14 protein-coding genes are annotated in these 16,818 nt (G+C 59.7%); 8 read left to right on the top strand and 6 right to left on the bottom strand.

Annotation, left to right across the window (positions count from 1 at the left end; genetic code table 11):
• Positions 1-198 precede the first annotated feature (198 nt).
• Complete coding sequence (locus AB4O40_RS06700) at positions 199-1,974, top strand: S-type pyocin domain-containing protein (RefSeq protein WP_460055326.1); 1,776 nt, start codon at positions 199-201, stop codon at positions 1,972-1,974.
• Complete coding sequence (locus AB4O40_RS06695) at positions 1,971-2,243, top strand: hypothetical protein (RefSeq protein WP_056725156.1); 273 nt, start codon at positions 1,971-1,973, stop codon at positions 2,241-2,243. The genes AB4O40_RS06700 and AB4O40_RS06695 overlap by 4 nt, the downstream gene beginning before the upstream one ends.
• 256 nt (positions 2,244-2,499) lie before the next feature.
• Here the strand turns inward: AB4O40_RS06695 and AB4O40_RS06690 are convergent, their stop codons facing one another.
• Positions 2,500-2,772 (bottom strand): hypothetical protein, encoded by a 273-nt coding sequence (locus AB4O40_RS06690; RefSeq protein WP_460055329.1) that lies wholly within the window; start codon positions 2,770-2,772, stop codon positions 2,500-2,502.
• 296 nt (positions 2,773-3,068) lie between these two features.
• On the opposite strand from AB4O40_RS06690, the gene AB4O40_RS06685 reads away from it, so the two are divergent.
• The 3 genes from AB4O40_RS06685 to AB4O40_RS06675 all read left to right on the top strand — a co-directional run bounded on the left by AB4O40_RS06685 (position 3,069) and on the right by AB4O40_RS06675 (position 5,936).
• Positions 3,069-4,427 carry an MATE family efflux transporter gene (locus tag AB4O40_RS06685; protein WP_460055332.1) on the top strand — a complete coding sequence of 453 codons (1,359 nt, stop codon included), beginning with the start codon at positions 3,069-3,071 and terminating at the stop codon, positions 4,425-4,427.
• A gap of 148 nt (positions 4,428-4,575) precedes the next feature.
• Entirely contained in the window at positions 4,576-5,280 is a 705-nt protein-coding gene (locus tag AB4O40_RS06680; RefSeq protein WP_056725162.1) for a phosphoribosyltransferase, read from the top strand.
• An 86-nt stretch (positions 5,281-5,366) separates the two neighbouring features.
• Positions 5,367-5,936 (top strand): YceI family protein, encoded by a 570-nt coding sequence (locus AB4O40_RS06675; RefSeq protein WP_056725163.1) that lies wholly within the window; start codon positions 5,367-5,369, stop codon positions 5,934-5,936.
• A gap of 207 nt (positions 5,937-6,143) precedes the next feature.
• Here the strand turns inward: AB4O40_RS06675 and AB4O40_RS06670 are convergent, their stop codons facing one another.
• Complete coding sequence (locus AB4O40_RS06670) at positions 6,144-9,533, bottom strand: Ig-like domain-containing protein (protein ID WP_460055336.1); 3,390 nt, start codon at positions 9,531-9,533, stop codon at positions 6,144-6,146.
• A 498-nt stretch (positions 9,534-10,031) separates the two neighbouring features.
• Between AB4O40_RS06670 and AB4O40_RS06665 the strand changes: the two genes are divergently transcribed.
• The gene (locus tag AB4O40_RS06665) at positions 10,032-10,754 is read left to right on the top strand and encodes a GNAT family N-acetyltransferase (RefSeq protein ID WP_223541942.1); all 723 of its coding nucleotides are present in this window, start codon (positions 10,032-10,034) and stop codon (positions 10,752-10,754) included.
• Between the two features lie 76 nt (positions 10,755-10,830).
• Here AB4O40_RS06665 and AB4O40_RS06660 read toward each other — a convergent pair whose 3' ends face one another.
• Positions 10,831-11,271: a hotdog fold domain-containing protein gene (locus AB4O40_RS06660; protein WP_056723871.1), complete on the bottom strand. Its 441-nt coding sequence runs from the start codon at positions 11,269-11,271 to the stop codon at positions 10,831-10,833.
• Positions 11,272-11,435: 164 nt separating this feature from the next.
• Here AB4O40_RS06660 and AB4O40_RS06655 point away from each other — a divergent pair, with 164 nt between their 5' ends.
• Positions 11,436-12,056 (top strand): TetR/AcrR family transcriptional regulator, encoded by a 621-nt coding sequence (locus AB4O40_RS06655; protein ID WP_223541943.1) that lies wholly within the window; start codon positions 11,436-11,438, stop codon positions 12,054-12,056.
• Between the two features lie 306 nt (positions 12,057-12,362).
• On the opposite strand, the gene AB4O40_RS06650 is transcribed toward AB4O40_RS06655, so the two are convergent.
• Positions 12,363-13,493: a DmpA family aminopeptidase gene (locus AB4O40_RS06650; RefSeq protein ID WP_056723874.1), complete on the bottom strand. Its 1,131-nt coding sequence runs from the start codon at positions 13,491-13,493 to the stop codon at positions 12,363-12,365.
• A 139-nt stretch (positions 13,494-13,632) separates the two neighbouring features.
• Positions 13,633-14,736, bottom strand: a complete 1,104-nt coding sequence (locus AB4O40_RS06645; RefSeq protein WP_056723876.1) for an extracellular solute-binding protein — start codon at positions 14,734-14,736, stop codon at positions 13,633-13,635.
• 110 nt (positions 14,737-14,846) lie between these two features.
• Between AB4O40_RS06645 and AB4O40_RS06640 the strand changes: the two genes are divergently transcribed.
• Positions 14,847-15,620, top strand: coding sequence for a helix-turn-helix transcriptional regulator (locus tag AB4O40_RS06640; protein WP_056723878.1), 774 nt, complete (start codon positions 14,847-14,849; stop codon positions 15,618-15,620).
• 85 nt (positions 15,621-15,705) lie between these two features.
• Here AB4O40_RS06640 and AB4O40_RS06635 read toward each other — a convergent pair whose 3' ends face one another.
• Positions 15,706-16,647, bottom strand: a complete 942-nt coding sequence (locus AB4O40_RS06635; RefSeq protein WP_056723880.1) for a class I SAM-dependent methyltransferase — start codon at positions 16,645-16,647, stop codon at positions 15,706-15,708.
• Positions 16,648-16,818 lie beyond the last annotated feature (171 nt).

Raw genomic sequence — 16,818 nt, 5'->3', positions numbered from 1 at the left:
ATCAAGTCACAACACATCGTGTAACGGAATGGCCAACTGTGAGGATTTTGCTGGAAGCCGCAGAGGTTGTTTGGGCCTAATGCTATTTTTCGCGCGATGCATACAGTAAATATTGAAGTATTGAAATTGCTACGTTGTTGCGGCATAACTTTTGTTCTGTCTATTTAATGGAATTAATATTGTTGCATGGAGTGCTGTATGCAAAAACCAGTTACTCATTATTCACCTTCAATAACGTCTGGGTCTCTGCCGGTTCAAGCTGCGCAAGCCTCAGTTTTTCCTTCAAGCTTCGATAGTGTTTTGTTTTGGGATGGGAATGTCCCGGCGGTTACTACGCCGCATAGTATTGAGGGCGTCAAAAAAACCAGAAACGAATACCAACAATTAGTGGCGATATTTCTTTCGGCGCACGATCAGATAACGAATGTTTTTTCGGGTGGTGCACCGAATATTCGAGATTATCTAGAGAAGCGCATGGCCGCAGGCATTGACTCCCAAGAGTTAAATGCGCTGGAAGCTGCCTTAAAAAAGAAAGTGATCATCGTTGAGCTTTTGCAAAGGGTCACAATGCACGGAAGTTGGCACGATGCAATATTGCATATTGGCGTGGACGCATTGTCGCTAGACAGAGAAACAATTGCCGAGTTTTTTGCAAGTGATGTGGAGTCAGACAGAGATGATGAAGTACGACTAAGTTTTTATGAAGAATTCCTGTTGTCGCTAACTGCCGCCTACGTTAAACGAATCCTTATCGAGGCCGTTCGCATTTTGGAGGACGCTTCCGCAACTGCAGACGCTGAAATCCATCGCGCCTTGGCAAGGGGCGAAGTCGCCTACACCTACAGGTTGCCCATTGGTCATGGCGAAGAGGCAGGAACCGTGGCGGGTGCCATTGCCATCCATTTCGCCGACGGTTGGACCTTCGGGGCGCGAATCCAGGGAGGCATTAGGTTATTGGCAGGGTTGGGGGAAGCACTAATCAGTCGGGCCACTGCTGTTGGGATCGGAGCCTTGTTCTATTCACCTGCTCTTGCTAACGGCGAACGCTTTCCTCAAACAGCTCTCAAACTACCCGGTACCACTTTTTTACCAAAGCTGCCGTCAAACCTGAATGAAATCGCCGCTGCCGAAGGAACCATTGACCTTCCTTATCGGATTTATGGCGACCTTAACCAATACACACTCGTTGCAACCCCGGCTGGAGGGAGCGTCTCGGAAAAAGTGCCAGTACGAGCATTGGCATTCGATCCAACGACCAGCAGCTACAGTTTCACGTCAAACGATACACCGCCCATTATCCTCAGTTTTCCAATTATTCACTTGGGAAACGGTTCGACAACTTCGCCTGCCCGACCTGCGCAAGTACCGACTTACACTGGAGTTACGCTGTCGCCATTGCTTGTGCAGCCTGAAACCTTGCCCGCGGTCGAATTGCCTGATTTCAGGGATTGCATTTACTGCTTTCCGATTGAAAGCGGTCTACCGCCAATCTACGTTGTGTTTAATAGTCCTTATGAAGGAGCAACCACAAGGGGAAAATACAGCGGTCGACTTTTCAATCCCGCCAAAGCCGGGGGGCCAATACTCGATCTCGATTGGACAAGTGCTTCCGTGATCCAGGCGGGTATTGACCTGGTAAAATTACATACTGGACGCTTTGGTCCTTCGGACGCCAATGCCATTATGATTTTTCGCTTGAAAAAAATTCTGCTGGGTGAATTGGTAATCACAGATGCTGACAAACGCTTCTATACTCATGAACTCAGAGAGCTGGAACGTTTCAGAGCATTAGGTGTGGTTGACGGTGTAAACCCGAATGACGACGGTGTTATTTGGAACAATACTCACGCCGCGACGCTGGAAGACTACAAGCTAAAAGATGATTTTGAATTACTCTACACGCCCGAGGCTATAGAGGCAGACAACAAACAAACGGACAGAGAGTCCAAGCAAATTGGAGGAATAAAACGATGAACGTCATAAAAAACATCGTACTAAACGAGAAGCCTGAAGAGGTAATTCTATTTCTTACCAAAAATGAATTGGGCATCTCCTTTCCTCGGCTTGATGGTCTTTATAATCGGGCTAACTGGGCGCATGTGGAGAACAACATAGGGCTATTGAACCTTGTCAAGAAAATGTGTGATGCCGGTTTTATAAAAAATAATGGGTGCATAGTAGTGAGAGGACCCAACTGGAGAGAGCCGGCATTCATGCTCGAAGGCAAATATACCTTTGACTGACAGCACCAAGTACCTGAGCGCAGGTGCCAGAGAGCGGTGACCGTAGCCATCATTTCGTGGCCGTCCAGTTCCCTTGTCCAGTCGTTTAAATCATCGAAGGCTTCCCAGGTTGAGCCGCTGCCGCAGCGGCTCTTCTCTTTGTTACGGGCATATTGAGTATCTTCGCCTGATCGGTTTTTCGCAGCCTCGAATCAAGCTGAGGAGCAACCTCTTTCTGGAGTAGCAATAAAACGGGCGCGAGAGCACCCGTTTTTCTTTACTCCGCCGCCTGCACCCGCAACCGCCGCCCAATCACATCCATCAAATCACACCCATCGCGCAACGGAATGACCAGCAGCTTGGCAAAGTCCTCCAGCACTACAGTGTCGCAACCGAGTTCAGATCGGTAGGCAATGTTTTCCAGCACCTGCGTGACCGTACGGATACGGTAATCCGCCATGGCTTGCAGGACGTCGAGTGGCGCTTGGGTGTCGATGAGCAGGGAAGCCGGAACCAGGTCGATTCCGGTGAGAGGCATATATCGATTCATTTTGAATGATCTCTTTTAGATGGGCTCAAGGCCGTCAGTCGGTCATTCTCTGTTGTCAGGTCGCCAAACCCGAATCGCCATCTGGGCGACGGCGCCGACTATAAGCCGTATAAGATCAGCGCGGGAAGGTGAGACATTCCGAGCTTTATGTAGGACCCGCGACGATGAAACTTCAGACCTTTCACCTCAGGTCGCTGGAAATATAAACACAGACCTGAGATGTTCACGGCCCCTTGGATTCAGCCACCCACGCTATCCTTACTCATTGCTCTCGCCGTCGAAATGGACCTTCCCGAATGCAAACCCCGAACCCCCAACGCCCCCTCTGGAAAACCTACCTGTTTTTCCTCGCCCCGATGGTCCTGTCGAACTTCCTGCAATCCATGTCCGGCACGGTCAACAGCATCTACATCGGCCAGATGCTTGGCACCCAGGCGCTGGCGGCGGTATCGGGGATGTTCCCCATCGTGTTCTTTTTCATTGCCCTGGTCATCGGCCTTGGCGCGGGCGCCGGGGTGTTGATCGGGCAGGCGTGGGGGGCGCGGGAGATGCATCTGGTGAAGGCGATTGCCGGGGCGACGTTGTTGTTGGGGGTGTTGATCGGGTTGGTGGCGGCGGTGGTGGGGAGTGTGTTTGCGCGGTCGGCGTTGGTGGGGTTGGGGACGCCGGCGGATGTGCTGGACGATGCGGTGGCGTATGCCCATGTGATGTTGTGGATCATGCCGTCGCTGTTGGTGTTTGTGTTGTTCACCCAGTTGCTGCGCGGGGTGAGCGATACCTTGTCGCCGTTGCTGGCGCTGGTGGTGTCCACCTGTGTCGGGCTGGCGCTGACGCCGGCGTTGATTCGCGGGTGGTTGGGTTTTGCGCCGATGGGGATTCAGAGTGCGGCGATTGCCGGGCTGGTGGGTAACCTGGTGGCGATGGGGCTGCTGGCGTGGCGCTTGCTTGGCAAGGGCCATCCGCTGGCGCCGGACCGTGAGTTCTTCGCGGCGATGAAGCTGGACATGGCGATTCTCGGCAAGGTGCTACGCATCGGTTTGCCCACCGGGTTGCAGATGGTGGTGTTGTCGCTGTCGGAGCTGGTGATTCTGGCGCTGGTGAACCAGCACGGGTCCCAGGCGACGGCGGCGTATGGCGCGGTGACGCAGATCGTCAATTACGTGCAGTTCCCGGCGCTGTCGATTGCGATCACGGCGTCGATCCTTGGAGCGCAGGCGATTGGGGCGGGGCGCATTGAGCGTATCGGGCCGATTTTGAAGACTGGACTGATGATCAACGTGTGTTTGACCGGTGGCCTGGTGGTGCTCGGGTACTTGTTGTCGAGCTGGTTGCTGGCGTCGTTCCTCACCGAAGAGGCGACGCTCAACATGGCTGAGCACCTGTTGCACATCATGCTCTGGAGCCTGTTGGTGTTTGGTTTCCAGGCGATCATCGGCGGCATCATGCGCGCCAGCGGCACGGTGATGGTGCCGGTGGCGATTTCCATTGTGTGCGTGGTGGGTGTGCAGTTGCCGGCGGCGTATCTGCTGGATGCGAAGTTCGGGCTGCAAGGGGTGTGGATGGCGTTTCCGGTGGCGTATCTGGGAATGCTGGTGTTGCAGACGCTGTATTACAAACTGGTGTGGCAGCATCAGAAGATTGAGCGGTTGGTATAGGCGGGGTAAAGGAGCGGATAATGCTTTGGACCAGGTTTGTGGCGAGCGAGCTTGCTCGCGCTGCGTAGCCCAGCGCGAGCAAGCTCGCTCGCCACAAAAGGCAGGTATGGCTGAAGTTCGCAGGCGCAATCGCCTGGGGAGGTTTCAAATGAGCCCCTTGTCCCATTCCATCCTGCAAGACCGCCCGGCAGCCGGGCGGCGTTTGATTGAACCGTTGCTGCCTTACGCCAATCGTTCCGACGTCATCGTTCTGGCCTTGCCCCGTGGCGGCGTGCCGGTGGCTTATGAGGTGGCCACGGCGCTGAAGGTTCGCCTGGACCTGATGCTGGTGCGCAAGCTCGGCGTGCCGTCCCACCCGGAGTACGCCATGGGCGCGATTGCCAGCGGCGGTATCCAGATTCGTAATGAAGAAGCGCTGCGGGTGCATCCGATTGCCAAGGCTGCATTCGACGCCGTGGTCGAACGGGAAAGCCGCGAGCTATTGCGCCGCGAGCAGGTCTATCGGGGCAAGCGGCCGGCGGTGCAGCTCAAGGATCAGGTGGTGATCCTGATCGACGACGGCCTGGCCACCGGCGCCTCGATGATGGCGGCGATCCAGGCGCTGCGGGCGCAGGCGCCATCGCGCATCGTGGTGGCGGTGCCGGTGGCGCCGATCGAAACGGTGCAGGCGTTGCGCAGCGAGGTGGATGAGTTGATCTGCCCGCTGATGCCCGAGTGGTTCACCTCGATTGGCCATTGGTACATGGACTTTGCCCAGACCTCGGATGCCGAGGTGATCGACCTGTTGCACAGGGCATGGCAACGCGGGGAGTGCGGGGCAGGTGGTGGTAAATCAACGGGTGAGGTGGAATAAACGCCGGTTGTTTGCTTTAGTCCATCTGGTGCCACCCGACCTGTGCGGCACGCCAACTCAAGACGGGAACCCTCCCGGAGAGTGCCATGAATCTTCGATCCGCGCATTGCGTCGCTCTGGCCGGCATGTTGGTGTTCGGCCTGGTGCCGTTTGCGCAAGCCGTGGAGTACAAGGATGTGAACGCCAGGGCCAGCACCTTGAGCTTCACCTATGTGCAGATGGGGTCGAAAGCCTACGGCACCTTTGGTAAGTTCAAGGCCAAACTCGACTTCGACACCGATAACCCCGGCGCCGCCCATGCCGTGCTGACCATCGACCTGAAAAGCATCGATGCCGGCAGCAGCGACGCCAACACCGAGCTGCAAAAGCCGGCGTGGTTCGACACCGCGACATATCCGGTGGCTACCTTCGAGTCGACGTCCATCAAGGCCCAGGGCAATAACCGCTACACCATCACCGGCACGCTTTCCCTGCGGGGACTCACTCGGGAAGTGAGTGTACCGGTGCTGCTGAAATCGCAGAGCGCCATCGGTATCTTCGAGGGCCAACTGGTGCTCAAGCGTGACGACTTCAAGATAGGTGAGGGCGAGTGGGCGGACAGTGTGGTGTCCAACGAGATCAATATCCGCTTCCGGATGGTGGCGCCGCAGCGGTGAGTCGGGCCGAACGTTAACTTGCGGTCAACGACACTCCTGTTGTGGGAGATTCTATGTTGCCTGACACTGCGCCATCGCGAGCAGGCTCGCACACATTTGATCTTTGGTGAATGCAAAATCTGAGTACGACGCCGATTCAATGGTGGGCGCTGTACAAAGAAAAACGCCCGATCCAAATTGCATGGACCGGGCGTCGATCAAACCGCTCTAGTTCGCCTTTATCGGCACCGTCACGGTTTTGCCGGAGGCCGACTTGATGGTTGCCGTCGCGCCAGGCGACGGGCCACTGCCGGCGGTGGTCACCGCTATGTTCCAGCGCGCGCCTGTGGCCGTAGGCGTCAGGACGGCGGCGCCAAGGTTCACCGTACCGGTGGTGGTCGTGGCCGTTGCCGTGATGGTATTGCCCGTGCCACGGGAAGTGGTGCCGGACAGGACCCAATACCAGCGGCTGTTGCTGCGGGCGGTGACGGTGGCGCTGGTGACGATCAGACTCTCGTTGATCGCTGCCGAGACTGCCACGGACACCGTCGCCGGTGCCGACTCCGCGTCCTTGGCATCGCTGGCCCTATAGGAAAAGGTCGCGGTGAACGGTGCGGGGATCGTGGCCGGTGGTGTGTAGGTCACGCGCAGGCCATCGGTGCTGACCACGCCCTTGCCGGAGTCCGGTTGCTCCAGGCCCACCACTTTGAGCGGCACGTTCCCGTCAGGGTCGGTGTCGTTGGCCAGCACGTTGATGATCACCGGTTGGCCGGTGTTACTGATGGCGCTGTCGGGGTTAGCGACCGGTTTTTGGTTAGCGGCGTCCTCGACACGGGTATCGCCAGTGCGGAAGGTCGGCAGCGCGGCGGAGTTGACGTAGTTGACGCCGTCCCAGCCGGGCAGGGGGGTTGGCATCAACTGGAACTGGCCAGGGTTCTCGACATCCCAGCGCAGCAGCATGGAGGTGTCCTCGTGCTGGGTATTGTGGCAGTGCTCCATGTAGGTCCCGGCGAATTCCCGGAAGCGGATCGCCATTTCCACGTCCACCGAGCTGTCGATGCCCTCGCCGATGCGATAGACGTCCTTGCGCGCCCATTTTTCCCATTCCGGTGGGGCCTTGCCGTCGCGGTGGAGGACGATGCCTTCTTCGAAGTGCACGTGCACCGGGTGGTTCCAGCCGTTGCCGCCGTTCCTGATTTTCCACACTTCCAGGGTGCCGTCGCCGGAGAAGCCGGCAGCGGTCGGGCCATTGGCCAGTTGCGGAGCGGCGCTGATGATTCGGGGGTCCATCTGGTAGCCCAGACCGCCGTCGGTCTTGATGGTCCAGGGTTCGTCGTCGGTGCCGTCGGAGCGGCCAAAGGTGAACTCGCGATGCCGTGCCAGTTTCAGTCTGGCCTGCACCGTCGGGTCGTCACGGTTGAGGGTCAGCGGCAGCATGGTTTTACCCATCGGCTTGCCCGGTTTGGCGGGTTCGTAGTCGGCGGGGTTCATGCTCACGTCCTGGCCGGCATAAGGCTGGACTACCATCTGCAGGAACTTGCCCACCACCGGGTCGCCGGCGTCCCATTGCAGTCCGTTGCTACCGAGCTTGAGCACCGCCTTGTACTTGCCGGACAGGACATCGGCCAGGCTCAGCGGCAGACTTTCCGGACCCTTGCCGTCGTGGTGCTCCATCAGGTTGACGAAGTACAACTTGTCGCCGGTGCTGATCCCGTTTTTCGCGAAGTTGACGATGATGTCGTAACGCTCGGCGATGCCCATGGTGGGCAGAATGGCGTTGTGGTCCTGCAGGTCGCCGTCAGCATCCAGGTCCATGCTGCCGTCGAATGGCACGGCGTGTTCCATTATGTTGCCGTCGTTGGCGATCATGTGGAACGGCACGCGGGTGTAGGACAAGCCGGAACCGACCGGGCCAGGATATTCGCCACCGGTGCCGACGACTTCACGCACCAGCGCGATCCTGAAGTAGCGCGACACCGAGCCATTGAGAATGCGGAAGCGATAGCTGCGTGCCCGCACGTTCAGGCGTGGCTGGTACTGCCAGTTGACCAGGAGTTGATCGCCGAGAAAGCCATCGGTGTTGAACGGGTTGAACCACAGCTGGCCATTGGCGTCCCAGGCCTTGTCGGCCAGCATCAGGTTGACGTCATAGTCGCGGTTGCCCCAGGGCAACGCCGAACCGCTGGGCAGGCGCAGGTTGACGCCGTCTTGCAGTGCTTCGTTGCCACGATCCATGGCGCTGTAGTAATTCATCATCACCGCGTTGCCCTTGTAGACGTTCTGCGCGGTGAAATCGAGCATGTGGTCGTGGAACCAGTGAGTGCTCATGGTTTCGCGCCAGTCGCCACGGATCTTGATGCTGCCGTTGTTGCAGGTCTTGAGGCCCGGCGTGGCATCGTTGACATACAGGGTTTCACCGGGGGCGCAGGGGAACGCCGCGCGCGGATCCTGGGCGCTGGTGTTGATGGTGTCGTAACCGGCCAACTGGATCGGCCAGCGATAGTCGTAGTACTGCCCCGGAAAGAAAAACGCATTGGAATAGCCATCGCTTTCGGCCGGGGAGTGGCCATTGTGTTCATGGGTGCTGAGTGTGTGCAGGCCGAAACCCATGTTGGCCGACGGATCGATCGGCAGGGCGTTGTAGTGACGCATCAGCACCGGTTGGCCGTACCGCACCATCAGCAGTTTTGGCGGGAAGGTGCCGTCGAAGGTCCAGAGCGCCTTGTGGTTCTGAATCGGCATGTTGGGGTGAAAGCGGGTGTCGATGCCTTTGGTGGTGCCCGTTATGATCGGGGTGTCCGAGGTCTGGTTGTAGAGCCCGCCAGGCCCGAACTCACCGACGGCGTAGTTGTGCAACTGCCGGCGGTCGCGCATGCCGCCGTTGAGCTTGGCGCCCGCTTGAGTGGTCTTGAAGGCGACCTGTGGGTAGAACTCGTTCCAGCGCTGGTGCGACCAGCCTTTTCCTGGCGGACGACCTTCGGCCGGCGAGCCGACCGGATGGCGGTTGAGGAAGGCTTCGATCTGCGCTTTCCACGGGTTGCGGTCCAGCACGTTGGAATACTGCGACGGAAACGGGTACAGCCCCGGCTGGCGCATGAAGGCTTCCAGCGCAGCGGCCGAAGGGCCGCTGCGGGCGATGTTGTTCGGGTCCTGGGTGGGCGCCGGGCCGACGATCGGCACCGGGAAGGTCAGGGTGGGCGGCGGCAGTGTCGGGTCGAGTTTTTCCGTACCGAACTCTTCGAACAGCAGCAGTTGCTGAGTGTACGGCTGGGCCCCGAACAATGGGCTGGGCTTGCCATTGGTGGGGATTTTGAAGGATGTCTGCAGGGCTGGCGGCAGCACGTTGTCGGTCGTTGGCGTGGTGCGGGTGCCGTACACACCATTGGGCAGGGCGTAGGAGCCCTGGTTGGTGGGAGACATGGCCTCTATGGCATCCAGCGCGGCCTGGGGGTCGGTCGGCGGGTTGGTATACGCCGAAGGATCTGTTGGCGGCGGCGGGCTGACATCGTCAAGCGGCGCAGCGTTGACAGTGCCGAGGCTGAAGTTGATCAGCATCACAGCGGCGATGCCCGGTTTGCTGAGAAAGCCGAGCGGTTTGAGGTCAGGCATTTTTTTCATGTTGTTCCCCTCGGGGGCGCGCCGGTGTGGCTGATGTTGGCCATTGGCTCGCTGCAAGAGGTGCGCCAATCTCCGGGAGGCCCGGGGGAAGACAAAAAACTGTTTGATATCAAAAGACTGGCGTTTTGGACTTTGGTCCTAAAGATGCAATGGGTGGGAATCCTCAAAGTTGGGGGCTTTGACCCACCCATTTCCCCCCACTCATACCCCGGTCCGGAGTGGTGGTGGGCGCTTTCACGAGCAGGCGAGCTCCCACAGAAGATCGAGGAGTGGGCAAAACCGCAGTCCCCTGAGGGAGCGGGCCTGATCGCGAAGAGGCACGTTCATCCAGCACAATGTGTGCCGGAGTCACTGTTGTCAGCCTCGAAAACGCAGCCAGGCGTCCGCCGGCGATGCGCATGGGCCGTCAATGGGGGATGTCTGTCCATCACCCTTCGGACCACAGGTGCCAGGCGCGCTATGATAGGCGGTCCTCGCCTCCCGGAGCCTGTCACCGCAATGCCCCTGATCAGCCACTTCAAGACCCCGTGCCCCGAGCACATCAATAGCCAGATCCTGCAGATGGTGGTCGACAACCTGACCGACATCAGCATGGTCGCGATCCCGCCCAGCAACCTGCTGTACAACCTCTACCAATACGCGATCGGCTATGAGGTGCACCTGTATCTGGAGGCGCTGAACGGTGAAAAAGGCATTGCCGTGGAGTTGATTGTCGCCACCGACGAAGACGATCCGCAAACGGTGACGGGCTTTGTGCTGTACCTGCCGGTGCAGGGTGACCCCGAGGCCTGCGGCGTGGCGTACATGGCGGTGCAGGCCGAGTATCGGCGCCAGGGCGTGGCCCGGCGGATGCTGCGGGAAGTGGTCGGTCGCTATCCCCATGCCGAGCTGACCTGTGCGGTGGCCAAGGTGCCGTATTTCGAGGCGATGGGTTTTGAGGTGGTGGGCGTGCGTGCGACCCAAGTGTTGATGAACACCCGCGACCACGCCACCGATGGCTTGATGGCACTGCTGGATGTGGCGTCGATCTACAGTTCGCTGGAGGTGCGACAGATTCATACCTACCTGCTGCAAAAGCATGGCAAGCGGGCCATGACCGACGCGGAAAAACAACGCGACCGGCATCTGGACCAGTTGACGCGCAAGGCCAATGAATTTGTGCGTGGGCGGTTGGGGGACGATGCGGTGCCGGCTAGCGGACCTCGATTGCGCCTGGTCTGACCGTACTCTCCTAAACACCACAAATCCCCCTGTGGGAGCGAGCAAGCCCGCTCCCACATTTAACCGCGGTCAGCGTTTAGGCCAGCTTCACATTCATGGTTATCCGCGCCGTGAACACCTTCTTGCCCTCGGCGTCGTGAATATCCACCGGCACGATCTTGTCGCCTTCGGTGGTCCAGTCCACCGTCTCCCCTTCGGCCACCGCCGTCACATCGCTCTTGGCCTTGGCCAGGTATTCCACGGTCATGCCTTTGGGAATCCAGCGTGCGCCGGCGGGAATGGAAACGTCGGTCATCATCCCGGCGGCCAGTTCGGCGGCGTTGCACATGGCAATCGCATGCACCGTACCCAAATGATTGGTGATCTCCCGGGCAAACGGCACGTGAACGGTGGCGCTGCCTTTGCGCAAATCCTTGACCAACGGGTTGATGGTGGAGAAGTAGGGCGCCACCTGGCAGGCCATTTTGCTGAATGCTTGCGGGCCTGCGCTGTTGAACATGCTGAGGAACTGACTCATTTTTTTGCCTCTTGAGGATGACGGTTGCAGAATAATATTCTTTAACAGAAGAATGTTCTGTGACGGAACAGTATTCTGTCGAAGGGAAATCTGTCAACCTAGCGCCACTTGTTTGCTGGCCACCGCCAGCCTCCACCCATGACTCTTCCGGACTGTCCTTGCGCATGGAAACCGCCGATCTGCTCGAACGCTGCTACCCCGGACGACGCGCCGAACTCAAGCGCGACATCTTCAGAAAGGCCCTGGGCCTGTTCAACGAACAGGGGATCGAGGCCACCACCATCGAAATGATCCGCGCCGAATGCGATACCAGCGTCGGCGCGATCTATCACCATTTCGGCAACAAGGAAGGCCTGGTGGCGGCGCTGTTTTTTACTGCCCTCGATGATCAGGCCCGCTTGCGTGACAGCTACCTGGCTGACGCACACACCGCTCAAGCCGGGGTGCATGCGCTGGTGCACAGCTATGTGGACTGGGTCGATAGCCAGCCGGAGTGGGCGCGGTTCCAGTACCACGCACGGTTTGCCGTCACCAAGGGGCCGTTCAAGGACGAACTCGCTTCCCGCAACAAGACGCGCAACAAGCAGTTGCTGGAGTGGCTGGGCGCGCAGGGTAATGAGCTGGGGCGTTTTCCGGCGGAGCTGATCCCGTCGCTGATCGTCGGCCAGGCAGACAGTTACTGCCGCGCCTGGTTGTCGGGCCGGGTCAAGGGCAGCCCGAAGGCCTATCGGGACATGCTGGCGGAGGCGGCGTGGCGGTCGTTGTGCACCACCGAAACACAATGACTTTCCCCTGTAGGAACGGGCTTGCTCGCGAAAGCGGTGTGTCAGCCAACATTCATGGCGACTGGCACGACGCCTTCGCGAGCAAGCCCGCTCCCACATTGGAGATGTATTGATAGGAAGATGGTTTTCGGAGGTTAAAAAAGAGCCTCAAAGCTCTTGATGGGGAGGAAGTGGAGCCGTGAGGCTCAAGATGCGCGTGAAACAAGCGGTGAGCTTGGTAGGGGTTCAGTGCACTCACCACCTACGCAGCGGCTTGCACAAACAGGCGGCTGCGTAAGTTCATCCTAAAAAGACCTAGTGTTTTACTCAAGTACCGCTAGTCGTGTCCCCCGGCCAGCCGGCGCGGCGCAATGCCTTGAGCAAGGTCTCGGCATCCAGCCCTTGCACCCCATGTCCGTTGCCTTCGGCCGTTTTGGCGGCGAGCAGGGCATTGATGATGGCTTCTTCCACGGCTTCGGTGGCGGCCAGGAACAGCTCGCTGATGTGGTCGTTGTTGACCATGCTCAGGTTGTGAGTGGTCGACGCTTTCTTGCTCTCGTAGGCGGCCGGTGGCACGTGATCGTTACCGGTGGCGAAGGCGATGAAGATGTCGCCGCTGTGGTCTTCATTGCCGCCGCCGGTGCGGGCCAGGCCGAGGCTGGCGCGTTGAGCCAGACGGGTGCACTGATGTGGCAACAACGGCGCATCGGTGGCCAGGCAGACCACGATCGAACCCATGCCCGGATGGGGCAGCGAGGCCTTGAGGAATGGCGAATCGACCTGTTCCATGTAGCGCCCGACCGGGTAGCCATCGACGCGCAATTCATTGCGAATACCATGGTTGGCCTGGACAATTGCGCCGACTGTCCAGCCGCCCTGGGCGCTGTTCAAGCGGCGCGACGCGGTGCCGATACCGCCTTTGAATTCGTGGCAGATCATGCCGCTGCCACCGCCGACATTGCCTTCGGCCACCGGGCCGCCCACCGCCGAATGCACGGCCTGGGCCACGTGTTCCGGCTTGACGTGAAAGCCGTTGATGTCGTTGAGCAAGCCATCGAAGGTTTCCAGCACCACCGGCATGTTCCAGTACAGGCGCCCGTCATCCGGTTGCTGCTCGCGGTCGAGCACGATCAGTGCGTCGCGCACCACGCCCAGGCTGTGGGTGTTGGTGAAGGCGATGGGGCTGGTCAGCAAGCCGGCCTCGCGAATCCACTCCAGCCCCGTGGCATCGCCATTGCCGTTGAGCACATGCACACCGGCAAAGCAGGGTTGCTGGCTGGTGGAACCGGCGCGGGGTTCGATGACGGTGACGCCGGTGAGGATGTCGCGGCCATTGACGGTGCGGCCTCGTACATCGCTGTGGCCGACCCGTACGCCAGGGACGTCGGTGATGGCATTGAGCGGACCGGGTTGCAGTTGGCCGAACTGGATGTTGAGGTCGCGGGCGCGTGGTTTCATGGGTTTTCTCATTTTCAATTTTTGGCAGAAAAATGCGGTCAACACCTGTAGGAGCTGCCGAAGGCTGCGATCTTTTGATTTTTTGTTTTTGTCGATCCGCAATCTTTCAAGATCAAAAGATCGCAGCCTTCGGCAGCTCCTACTGACCGTTCTTGACCTTGCTCCAGATCCGCGTGCGCACGCGCTCTGTAGCCGGCGGCAGGGGTTGGAGGGTGAACAAGGTGGCCATGGCTTCGGCGGGCGGATAGACGGCCGGGTTGCTGCGGGTTGCCTCGGCCACCAGTGTGGTCGCGCTGCGGTTGCCGTTGGGGTAGTTGAGGTGGTCGCTGACCGGGGCGATGACCTCGGCGCGCATCAGGTAGTCGATGAAGGCCATGCCTTGTTCCGGGTGCGGTGCGTCCTTGAGCAACACCAGGGTGTCGAACCACACCGGCGCGCCTTCCTTGGGCAGGCTGTAGGCGATCTTCACGCCGTTGCCGGCCTGTTCGGCGGTGCTCTTGGCTTCGAGCATCGCGCCGGACCAGCCCACCGCCACGCAGATGTTGCCGTTGGACAGGTCGCTGATGAATTTCGATGAGTTGAAGTAGGCAATGTGCGGGCGCAGTTTCAGCAGCAGTGCTTCGGCCTTCTTGTAGTCCTCGGGGTTGGTACTGTTGGGCGGCAGGCCGAGGTAGTGCAGGGCGACCGGCAGCATCTCCGACGGCGAGTCGAGCATGGCCACGCCGCATTCGCCGAGCTTGGCCAGGTTCTCTTCCTTGAACACCAGGTCCCAGGAATCCACCGGCGCCTTGTCACCCAGGGCTGCGCGGACTTTGTCGATGTTGTAGCCGATGCCGTTGGTGCCCCACAGATAGGGTACGGCGTACTGGTTGCCCGGATCGTTGTTGGCCAGTTTCGCCAGCAGTTCGGTGTCCATGTTCTTGAAGTCCGGCATCTGCGCACGGGGCAGAGGGGCGAGGGCGCCGGCCTTGATCAGCGTGGGCAAGCTGAAGTTGCTGGCCACCACCACGTCGTAGCCGCTGCGGCTGGTGAGCAACTTGCCTTCCAGCACTTCGGCGCTGTCGAAGGTGTCGTAGACCGGCGCAATCCCGGTGTCACGCTTGAAGTCCTGCAAGGTGGTCGGGCCGATGTAGTCGTACCAGTTGTACACGTGCACCGTCGGGGCTTCGACCGCAAAAGCCGACAGCGAAACCGCCAGACAGGCGCCAAACCCCAGATTGAAATACAAGCGGTGACGACTCATGATGCGGCACTCCTGGCCTGTTGCGGCCGGTGGTAATCAGGAGTTTGCAGCGTATCGACCGGGGTGGCTTTCACCCATTCCCATCATGGGTTACTCAAAAGGGGTAGTGCGTGGACGCGTTGTTGAAAGAGTTACCGGTGCACCAGGGGCTGGCGCGGGTCTTCACGGCGGTGGGGCGGGACGGCTTCTGGCGCGCGCTGGTCGATACCCTGCGCTTGCTGGTGCCGCTGGATAACGCGCTGGTGGCGCTGATGCGCCCGGGGCATGTGCCGCGCCTGCTGATTGACTTCGATGCCAAGGGCACCACCGAAGAACATGAAGAACTGGCGGACTACCGCGCCGGCATGTACCTGCTCGACCCGTTCTATCAAGCCGCCTGTGCGGGGATCGCCGACGGTTTGCACAGCCTCGAATCGGTGGCCCCCGACCAGTTCCAGCACAGCGAGTACTACCTGAGTTACTTCAGCACCGTAGTCGGTGGCGACGAGTTGCAGTTCATGGTCAACGTCGATGGTGCCGTGCTTGGCCTGTCCCTGGGGCGTGCGACACGCTTCAGCCTCGAAGAGCAGGGCCGCCTGCTGTGCGTGCGTGACTGGGTGCTGGCGGCGATGCGCCGACACCTGGATTTGCTGCCACCGGAAGGGCCGGCCGCCGAACTACCGGCCGGCGATCTGGCGACCTTGCTCGATCGCTTCGACGCACGCCTGACCCTGCGGGAAATCGAAACCGCGCGCCTGATTCTCCAGGGCTTCTCCAGCAAGGCCATCGCCCAGCAAATGGGCATCTCCCCGGAAACGGTGAAGGTGCATCGGCGCAATCTCTATCACAAGCTCAACGTGAACGGGCATGGCGAGTTGTTTGCGCTGGTGTTGCGGCCGCGTTGAGATCCAAGTCAAAAAGATCGCAGGCTTCGCCAGCTCCTACAGGGGAATGCACAGGCCCGTAGGAGCTGCCGCAGGCTGCGATCTTTCAGCTCTGCAGCTTGAACACCAACGCCTTCAACCCACACTCCACATCAGCATCCGGAAACTCCGGCGGGTTCTCCAGACGCTGCTCAAACCGCAGGCTCGGCGCTTCGCGGGTCACGCCCTCGATCAGGAAGTCGGCGCCAAACGCCGGGTCGTTCATGCACGCCAGCACGGTACCTTGAGGGCTGAGCAATTCCGGCAACCGACGCAGTACGCGCTGGTAGTCCTTGGTCAGCAGGAAGCTGCCTTTCTGGAACGACGGCGGGTCGATGATCACCAGGTCGTACGGCCCCTTGCCGATCACCTTGCCCCAGGATTTGAACAGGTCGTGGCCGAGGAAACCGACCTTGCTCATGTCGTGGCCGTTGAGCCGGTGGTTGTCGCGGCCACGGTTCAAGGCCGGGCTCGACATGTCGAGGTTGACCACGTGGCTCGCACCGCCTTCGATGGCCGCCACCGAGAAACCGCAGGTGTAGGCGAACAGGTTCAATACCCGCTTGCCCTCGGCATTGGCGCGGACCCAATCGCGGCCGTAGCGCATGTCGAGGAACAGCCCGGTGTTCTGCTTGCGGCCCAAATCTACCCGGTACTTCAACCCGCCTTCGGTGATGGTCATTTCCTCGATGACGTCCCCGAGCAGCCACTCGGTGGTGCTTTGCAGCAGGTAGCGGTGTTGCAGCAACAGGGTATGGGCGCCGGATTTTGCCCACTGCTCAGACTGGGTGATCGCCATCAGCACCTGCTTCAGGTCTTCCAGTTGCGCCGCTTCCGGCTCCTTGAACAGCGCCACCAGCACCACGCCCTGCAACCAGTCCACGGTCACTTGCTCCAGCCCCGGCCAGCAGCGGCCACGGCCGTGAAACAGGCGGCGGGTTTCCGCGGGGGCGGCTGCCAGGGCGGTCAGCAGGTGCTGGTTGAGGGTGGCGAGGGCTTCAGGGTTCATCGGGTCGTGTCGATCATTTGTGGGGGCGGCATTTAACCATAATTGCGCAATGGGCGGACCACACAAAACCTTGTGGGAGCGGGGGGGCATTCGGATGCGAGTTATCACGTTTAATTTAACTTTACGTGAGGATTTGGCGATCTTCCGGCTCCCATACTCGGCCCCAACGAA

The sequence above is a fragment of the Pseudomonas sp. S2_F07 genome (genome assembly GCF_054668325.1).
The sequence above is the reverse complement of the archived record's forward strand: the minus strand, read 5'-3'. Positions and strand labels throughout refer to the sequence as shown.

Bases quoted from the DNA above. Each gene is read 5' to 3' on its own strand.
- AB4O40_RS06670 (WP_460055336.1), bottom strand. From the start codon at position 9,533: ATGAAAAAAATGCCTGACCTCAAACCGCTCGGCTTTCTCAGCAAACCG.
- AB4O40_RS06650 (WP_056723874.1), bottom strand. From the start codon at position 13,493: ATGAAACCACGCGCCCGCGACCTCAACATCCAGTTCGGCCAACTGCAA.
- AB4O40_RS06685 (WP_460055332.1), top strand. From the start codon at position 3,069: ATGCAAACCCCGAACCCCCAACGCCCCCTCTGGAAAACCTACCTGTTT.
- AB4O40_RS06660 (WP_056723871.1), bottom strand. From the start codon at position 11,271: ATGAGTCAGTTCCTCAGCATGTTCAACAGCGCAGGCCCGCAAGCATTC.
- AB4O40_RS06700 (WP_460055326.1), top strand. From the start codon at position 199: ATGCAAAAACCAGTTACTCATTATTCACCTTCAATAACGTCTGGGTCT.
- AB4O40_RS06695 (WP_056725156.1), top strand. From the start codon at position 1,971: ATGAACGTCATAAAAAACATCGTACTAAACGAGAAGCCTGAAGAGGTA.
- AB4O40_RS06690 (WP_460055329.1), bottom strand. From the start codon at position 2,772: ATGAATCGATATATGCCTCTCACCGGAATCGACCTGGTTCCGGCTTCC.
- AB4O40_RS06675 (WP_056725163.1), top strand. From the start codon at position 5,367: ATGAATCTTCGATCCGCGCATTGCGTCGCTCTGGCCGGCATGTTGGTG.
- AB4O40_RS06655 (WP_223541943.1), top strand. From the start codon at position 11,436: ATGGAAACCGCCGATCTGCTCGAACGCTGCTACCCCGGACGACGCGCC.
- AB4O40_RS06665 (WP_223541942.1), top strand. From the start codon at position 10,032: ATGCCCCTGATCAGCCACTTCAAGACCCCGTGCCCCGAGCACATCAAT.
- AB4O40_RS06635 (WP_056723880.1), bottom strand. From the start codon at position 16,647: ATGAACCCTGAAGCCCTCGCCACCCTCAACCAGCACCTGCTGACCGCC.
- AB4O40_RS06680 (WP_056725162.1), top strand. From the start codon at position 4,576: ATGAGCCCCTTGTCCCATTCCATCCTGCAAGACCGCCCGGCAGCCGGG.
- AB4O40_RS06645 (WP_056723876.1), bottom strand. From the start codon at position 14,736: ATGAGTCGTCACCGCTTGTATTTCAATCTGGGGTTTGGCGCCTGTCTG.